Origin of the sequence: Bacillus sp. LUNF1, assembly GCF_011008975.1 — a bacterium.
Lineage (GTDB): Bacteria > Bacillota > Bacilli > Bacillales > Bacillaceae > Bacillus > Bacillus velezensis.
Genome location: NZ_CP048876.1, coordinates 1885615 through 1893579 on the forward strand (window position 1 = coordinate 1885615; position 7965 = coordinate 1893579).

Consider the following 7965-nt stretch of genomic DNA (forward strand, 5'->3'; position numbering starts at 1 on the left):
TCTCGCCTTTTTAATAAAAACGCCGCTGAGTGCCAGGCCAGCGGCGTTTTACACTTGATCATTTACATTTTGTCAAACTTTGCGTCTCCCGCAAACGATCCCATTGACAGTTGTTCTTCAAGAACAAGTCCGTGATGATGCCGTTCTTCAATCCTTTTGATAATAGATCGAATTGTATCCGTATTTTCTTCAATATTGTGAGGGTCAAAGATCGTCACATGGTCTCCTTTTAATTTGTACTCAAGGTAATGCTGGGCGGTTGATTGCTTCCATCCTCTATCGGTCAACTCGCCGCATAGAAAATGATGAATGTTGGCGTTCACCGCGCCGGAATTGATCAGTTTATTGTGATATGTGAGATAGCTTCTGATTTTATCCTTAATGGAAGGAATGGTTAATAATTCTCTATAATAATCCGGAATGATATCCAGATTCCGATGAATGATCTCTTCGGTTTCCTCTTCCGAAAAATAATTCACCGAAACGGCTCTTTTAGAATCAAGCATCATAATGTCCGATACGATGCGTCCGCGCTTCTCCAAGGCTTTGGCAACCTCAAAAGCCAAATTCGACCCCGAGGAGTAACCAAGTAAAACAAAGGGCCCTTGTTCCTGAATGCCTATCATGCTTTCTGCATACCGGTCAACGATCTCTTGCTCGTAAGACGGCTCTTCTAGGAAATCAGCGGCATAGACGGTGCAGCGGCCGTCAAGTCTTTTCGCCATTTCATTATAGACCAGCCCGTATCCGATTAAAGGCGGGAAACAGAACACAGGGATTGAACCGTTCTGATTCATCTTGACGAATACGTTATCCGTCTTGGACTCGAAAACTGCCGCTTGAATGGCGCGTGCCATTGTTTCGATGGTAGGAAAATCGTATACGGCTTGATAATGCATTTTGATTCCCATACGGTCGTTGATTTGATGAATAACTTGCAATACTTTGAGCGAATGGCCGCCAACATCAAAGAAGTTATCTTTAATTCCCGGGTCGCTGAGAGCTAAAATGTTCTTCCAAATCTCGGCCAGCTGCTTTTCAATTAACGTTCCGGGCGCTTCGTATTCGGTTCCGGTAAGCCTATTTCCCTCAGGAGTCGGCAAAGCTTTTCGATCGATTTTTCCATTTGCGGTTATCGGCATCTTCTCCATTTGGACAAAGTAAGCCGGTATCATATAAGCGGGCAGTTTGTTCAGTAAATGACGCTTCAGCTGCGCCGTATTTACTGACCCGTCACCTGACAAGTAGGCGCACAGCTGCTTTGAGCCCTCTTCTTCAATCGCGATAACGACCGCTTCTTTGACTGCATCGAGTTGTAATAAAGATGCTTCGATCTCGCCGAGTTCTATCCGGTAGCCTCGGATTTTCACTTGATGATCGATTCGTCCCAAATACTCGATATTACCATCGGGCAGCCATCTTGCCAAGTCGCCTGTCCGGTACATCCGCTTCCCTGCTTCAAATGGGTGAGCCGCAAACTTCTCAGCCGTCAGCTCCGGGCGGTTCAAATAGCCCCGTGCGAGCCCGTCTCCGGCGATACACAGCTCTCCTGCCACACCGAGCGGTTGAAAATATTCCGATTGGGGGTGTACGATATACAATTGAATGTTGGAAATCGGTTTACCTATCGGAACTGAGTTAAGCGTTTCTCCCGCTTCGCATTCAAAATACGATACATCGATCGTCGCTTCGGTCGGCCCGTATAAATTGATGATTTGAGCCTCACCCGCCGGTGTGATCAAGCGATGAAACCCGGCAACGTGCGCAGGCGTCAAAGCCTCGCCGCTTGCAAATACATATTTTAATGATGCCAGCTTTCTCTTTAATTCCTCGTCGGATTTCTGCTCCATGGACTCAAGAAAAGCATGCAGCATCGCAGGCACAAAATGCATAACGGTGACATTTTTCTGCGCAATCGTATCTAAGATGACGTCAGGGTTCTTTTCCCCTCCGTTTGGAAGCAATACCGCTTTAGAACCAGTCATCGACCACCAGAACAACTCCCACACCGATACATCAAAGGTGATTGGGGTTTTTTGCAGAATGACATCCTGCTTATCCAGCGGGTAATGTTCCTGCATCCAAACGAGACGGTTGATTACGGATCGGTGTTCCACCATAACCCCTTTCGGTCGGCCTGTTGATCCCGAAGTATAGATAACATAAGCTAAGTGATTCGGTCCGGCCGTCTGTTTCAAGTTTGAACCATCTTCCCAAGAGAATCGCGGATCTTCCAGGTCAAGCACTTTTCCCGTAAAAGGCACGCTTTTCCTCAAGTGACTCTGTACTAACAACAGCTTCGTATCCGAATCCTCCAATATATAGTGAATCCGTTCTTCCGGATAGCTCGGATCGATTGGCACATACGCGCCGCCGGCTTTTAAGATTCCGAAGAGTCCTACGATCATTTCCAAGGAACGTTCGGCCATAATCCCGACCGGCTGATCCGGCTGCACGCCTTCTGATTGCAATGTCCGGGCAAGTTGATTGGCTCTTTCATTCAGTTCCTGGTATGTCAGCTGGCTTTCCCCGTATACGACAGCCGTTTGATCAGGCGTACGCTGTGCTTGTTCCTCAAGCAATTTATGAAGCGTCTTTTCCTTTGGATAATCTGCTTCCGTATCATTAAATGCCTCTATAAGGAGCGAACGTTCATCCCCCGTAAGTATATCCAAGTCTTGGACGCGAATCGCCTGACTGTTCACCATCTGCTTAATGATTTGTATAAAATGCTCTTCCATCCGCTTGACACTTGCATGATCATAGACGTTGCTATTGTATACAAAATGAATGTCGATTTCTCCCGCGGGCATGACAATGAAATTGAAATCATAATGGGTATGCTCTTCCATATGGAAATTGATAATGTCCAGCGCGTCACGATTCGGTTTCATATGCTCCATTTGTTTCTCGACCGGATAATTTTCAAATACCATGATATGACTGATCAGCTGCTGCTTTTGTTCGGTTTGAGCCTGAATTTCATACAACGGAAATGTATCATACGCCTGAGAAGCCAATGCCTGCTCCTGGCTCATTTTCAACACTTGTTCCACAGTCATTTCAGGCTGAGCGGTAATACGTACGGGAATGGTGTTGATAAATAAACCGACCATGGATTCAATACCCGGAATTTCTGCCGGGCGGCCGGATACAACCGACCCGAAAACGACATCCTGACTGTTGTTGTATCTTTGCAGCAATAGTCCCCACGCACTTTGAATGAATGTATTCACGGTGACGTGATGCTTGCTTGCAGTCTGTCTGATTTCTTCTGACAGCTGTTTTCCGAGCCGGCTTGCAAGCCTTTGTTTTTGATATCCTTTGCCTTGGTTTGAATCGGTTTTTTTCAGCAAAGCGGTTTGTCCTTCATAACCATCCAAATATTTCTGCCAATAGGCTGAAGCGTGCTTATGATCCTGGTTTTCCAGCCATTCGATATATCGGCTGTACGGAGTGACGGCTTCCCGCTCCGCTTTTCTTCTATCAAGAATCGCATAATAGGTTTCAAATACTTCATTCGTAATAAGAGGCAGACACCAGCCATCCATTAAAATATGATGGAAGCTCCATATCAACCGGACTTGGTCATCCTCTGTACGAAGGATTGATACGCGCATTAACGCATCTTGGGTAAGGTCGAATCCTCTTGCCTTATCTTTTTGTACAAAGCCGGCAATGAACTCGTTTCGTTGTTTATTCTTCATGCTTCGAATATCTTCAACAGTTATTTCGATCGGTTTTTTTCGGAATACGATCTGCAAAGGCTGATCTTTCCATTCCGTATAAAAATGAGTCCGGAGAATCTCATGTCTTTCCGCCAGCTGCGACAAACTCATTGTAAATGCCTCGATATCCAAGTCGCCTTTGAGATCAAAAGCGGCTTGTTCAAAGTAAGCTCTGGAAGCCGAATCGATTAAACTATGGAACAGCATACCTTTCTGCATGGGAGTTAAAGGATATATATTTTCAATGTCGCCGATATGCTGTGTTTGCTGAACAAATTGATCTAATTCCTCGATTGTTATGTCCTTCAGCGAGATATCGCTTGGCGTCAGGTGAATGTCTTCTTGAGCTGCGCAATGTTCGATGACTTCTTTTAGGCTGTTCTTTAAGAGAGCTGCGCATGTTTCCATTGTTTCTCTTCGATATTGTTTACCGCTGTAACTGATGGCCAATGACAGCCGGCCGTCTGAGATCATGCCGTTAATGTCAAGCGTATAGGCAATGGGATGTCTGTCACTTGCAATTTTCCCTCCGGAGTAAGGAGATACCTCGATTCCTCCATTTTCGAAATCTTGATCAAATTGTCCTAGGTAATTGAAGCTGATTTCCGGATGTCCGGTCCATTCTGATGCCTTCGGGTGATCGGACAAATATTTCATCAGTCCATATCCTATTCCTTTTTGGGGAATCTGACGCAGCTGTTCTTTCACCGTCCTAATCCGCTGGGAGATGTCCCGGTCCGCCTGGATTTGAAGAGAAACCGGGTATTGGGTTGTGAACCAGCCCACCGTACGTGAAATATCAACGTCTTGAAAAATAGATTCCCTGCCGTGTCCTTCCAGATGAACATGAATTTCTTCATGCTCCGTCCAGCGATGAACAGCCATTCCGAGTCCGGTCAGCAATAAATCATTAATGTCAGTCGTATAGGCCCGGTTCGATTTTTTTAATAAACGCTCGGTTTCTTCCTCTGTCCATTGGACGATGATCGTTTCCCGGTCTTCGGCCAGACCGGTCTCCTGCTCATTGTCCTTTGGCAATTTGTGTTGCGAGATATGTTTCTGCTCAAGCCAATATTGATTTTCCGCTTCAAATTCCGGACTTTCTGCATAACGTTTCAATCGTTCAGCCCATAACAGATAGGAATCCGTCTTCTTAGGGAGCGTGATCGCTTCTCCGTTTTGGAGCTGCTCATAAGCTGACATTATATCCTCAAGTAAAATCCTCCACGATACGCCATCTACAACCAGATGATGAATCGCAATCAGCAAATGATCGCCATCTTGACATTGAAACAATCCCAGTCTCATGAGCGGACCATCGGCTAGATGGATGGATTGCTGAATGTCATTGGCTATCGTTTCAATCGTTTCGGCTGGGTTGTTTTCTTCGAGTAAAGAGAACACGTCGAGGCTGAATAATTCTCCTTCACTGATCCCGCGGGTTCTGGCTTCGTATTCATGATCTCCTTGAACATAGACCATGCGCAAAGCATCGTGATGCTCGGCCATCTTCTTCATGACTTTCTGAAGCTTCGATTCGTCCAACCCCTCTTTAAAATAAAGCGTGACAGATTGATTATAATGGTGCGGATCAGGGTATTGCCGGGCGAAAAACCAATGCTGAATCGGCGTCAATAAGGTACGGCCTTTGATTTCCCCTTGTTCTGCGATTCGGGTAACGGGCTCAATAAAAGGAGCAAGCCCGGAGATCGTCGGGTGTTTGAACAAGTGTTTGATGTCAAGCTTATACCCGGCTTGATATAAGCTTGAGGTCACCTGAATCGACTTAATCGAATCTCCTCCCAGCTCAAAGAAATGATCATCGATTCCGACCTGTTCTGCGCCTAATACCGATTCCCACACCCTGGCCAGTATCTTTTCCAATTCTGTCCGCGGAGCTGTATAGGGATTGCCAGTGAGATTTCCCGTTGGAGCAGGCAGCGCCTGGCGATCTATTTTTCCGTTGGAAGTAAGCGGCATCGCTTCCAGCTGTACAAAATAAGCAGGGATCATATAGGACGGAAGCTGCCGGGACAGGTGCTCCTGAATTTCGCCTGCGGTTAAAGAATGCTGTGCGGTATAATAGGCGCACAAGGATGTTTCCCCGTTGGTTTCTTGTGCCATAACGAGAGCTTCTTGAATCGGCGGTATTTGGAAAAATGCGGATTCGACTTCCCCGATTTCAATGCGGTAACCGCGGATTTTCACCTGGTGGTCGATCCGGCCTAAATATTCGATATTTCCGTCCGGGAGTCGCCTTGCTAAATCTCCCGTCCGGTACATTTTCACCTCTGGCACAAAGGGGTGCTGCAAAAATCTTTCCGCTGTTAATTCCGCTCTGTTCAAGTATCCTCTGGCGATGCCGTCCCCGCTGATATAGATTTCTCCCGGGACGCCGGCCGGCACCGGCTTCATGCTCTTATCCAGCACGAAAATGTTCATGTTGTCTGCGGCGGTTCCGATCGGCACTGATTCCCGTCTGTCGTTTTGCGGATCAAAGGAATAAATCATACAGCCGACGACTGTCTCTGTAGGCCCGTATTCGTTAAAAATTTTGATTTTTCCGCCGAATTTCCCGCTGATGCTTCGGGCGAGCCGCGTGCTTAAATTGTCACCGCCGACAATGAATTTCCGAATGGTGCACTCAGCAGGGATATTCATCTCTTTCAATAACTGCAGGTGCGCCGGGGTCAGCTTGATAATATCCGTCCTTGAATCCTGAATAATGCAATCAAGCAAGGCAGCACTGTTTTCTCCTCCGTAGACAATAATGGAATTTCCTGTAACAAGCGGAGTGAAAACAGACGTTATCGTCAGATCAAAAGCGATGGACGAATATAGGGGAAAGTTGGTTTTTTCCCCTTTGACATAGACCCGGCGGGCCCACCAAATATAATTGGTTAAGCCCTGGTGCTCAATTGCCACTCCTTTAGGCTTGCCTGTGGAGCCTGACGTATAAATGACATAAGCCAAATCCTTCGTACTGCTGATCGGTTCCAGGTCAGAGCCGTCTTCGTGGTAAGAGTTTTCTTGATCGAGGAAAACCATTGTGCCCGCAAGTTCCAACTGTTTTTGAAGATGGCTCTGCGTCAGGATGATATCAGCTTGGGAGTCTTCTACTATATACTGTATGCGATGCTTCGGGTAATCCGGATCAATTGGCACATAGGCCCCTCCCGCTTTTAAAACGGCCAGTATTCCCACGACCAATTCGATCTCATGTTCGCAAATAATCGCAGTGAGCCGGTCCGTCTTTACCCCCTTTTTCCTTAACGTTCGGGCTAATTGATTGGCACGTTCATTGAGCTGGCGATATGTGAATTGCTTTTCTCCGCAAATAACGGCTGCTTGATCCGGTGTTCGTTTCATCTGTTCTTCGAATAACTGATAAACCGTCTTATCCCGCGGATATTCAGTTTTCGCAGTTTGATTGTCAACGAGAAGTGTATGTGTCTCCGATTCTGGCAAAATATTCACTTGGCCGAGGGGGAGGTCAGGCTGAAATAATATGACAGAAAATATCCGGTTTAAATGTCCGAGCACCTGCATCATATACTGACGGTCATAGACTTGTTCATTAAAACATAACTTTAGGTCAATCAAGTCTTCACCCATAGCAAACTGAAATAAAGCATCTGCAGCAGCCGTTTCTATGAAACCATCAGAATGAATTTGCTCTAGTGAAACGACTGTATGGATGATCGGCAAATGATTTGCATTGTAGTTCAGCCTCAGCTGTCCGGCCATTTTATCAAAGGGAACGTCCTGATATAAGATCGCTTCGTCCAGCGTATGTTTCAATTCATGGAAAATTGATTTAAACGTACTGCCGGAATTGATATGCTGTTTGATTAACATGAGCTGGTCTGAACGAAGATCTTCATCAGTTTCGTCTTCAAAGGTTGGAACCCCTGTAATCACGCCCTCTTCCCCCGTGTATTTGTATAAAAGGGATTCAATTCCGATCAGGAGAACCAGATAGACGGCCATTGGCGTTTGGTTCGTCATCGTCAGGATGCGCTGTGATACATCCGCACTCAATGAACTGTGAATACAGTCAGATCCGCTTGTTATATCACGCTTTACTGTTGAGTCGGACACTTGAAACGAAGGGAATGCACTGGGACGGTCTTCCGTGTGAAACATTCGGCCCCAGAACAACTCCTGTTGTTTGAATTCTGACATTCATATCCCTCCAGTTGGTTTCATTCCTGTTTTCAGGCGGCTGGCGGCAGCC

Annotated in this window: 1 protein-coding gene; it reads right to left on the minus strand. The window is 46.3% G+C overall.

The features are described 5' to 3' along the window. Nucleotides 1-62: 62 nt before the first annotated feature. Complete coding sequence (locus tag G4O42_RS09205) at nt 63-7913, minus strand: non-ribosomal peptide synthetase (protein ID WP_032875086.1); 7851 nt, start codon at nt 7911-7913, stop codon at nt 63-65. Nucleotides 7914-7965 lie beyond the last annotated feature (52 nt).

Excerpts from the sequence above, each read along its gene's own strand:
- G4O42_RS09205 (WP_032875086.1), bottom strand. The coding sequence starts at position 7,913 with ATGTCAGAATTCAAACAACAGGAGTTGTTCTGGGGCCGAATGTTTCAC.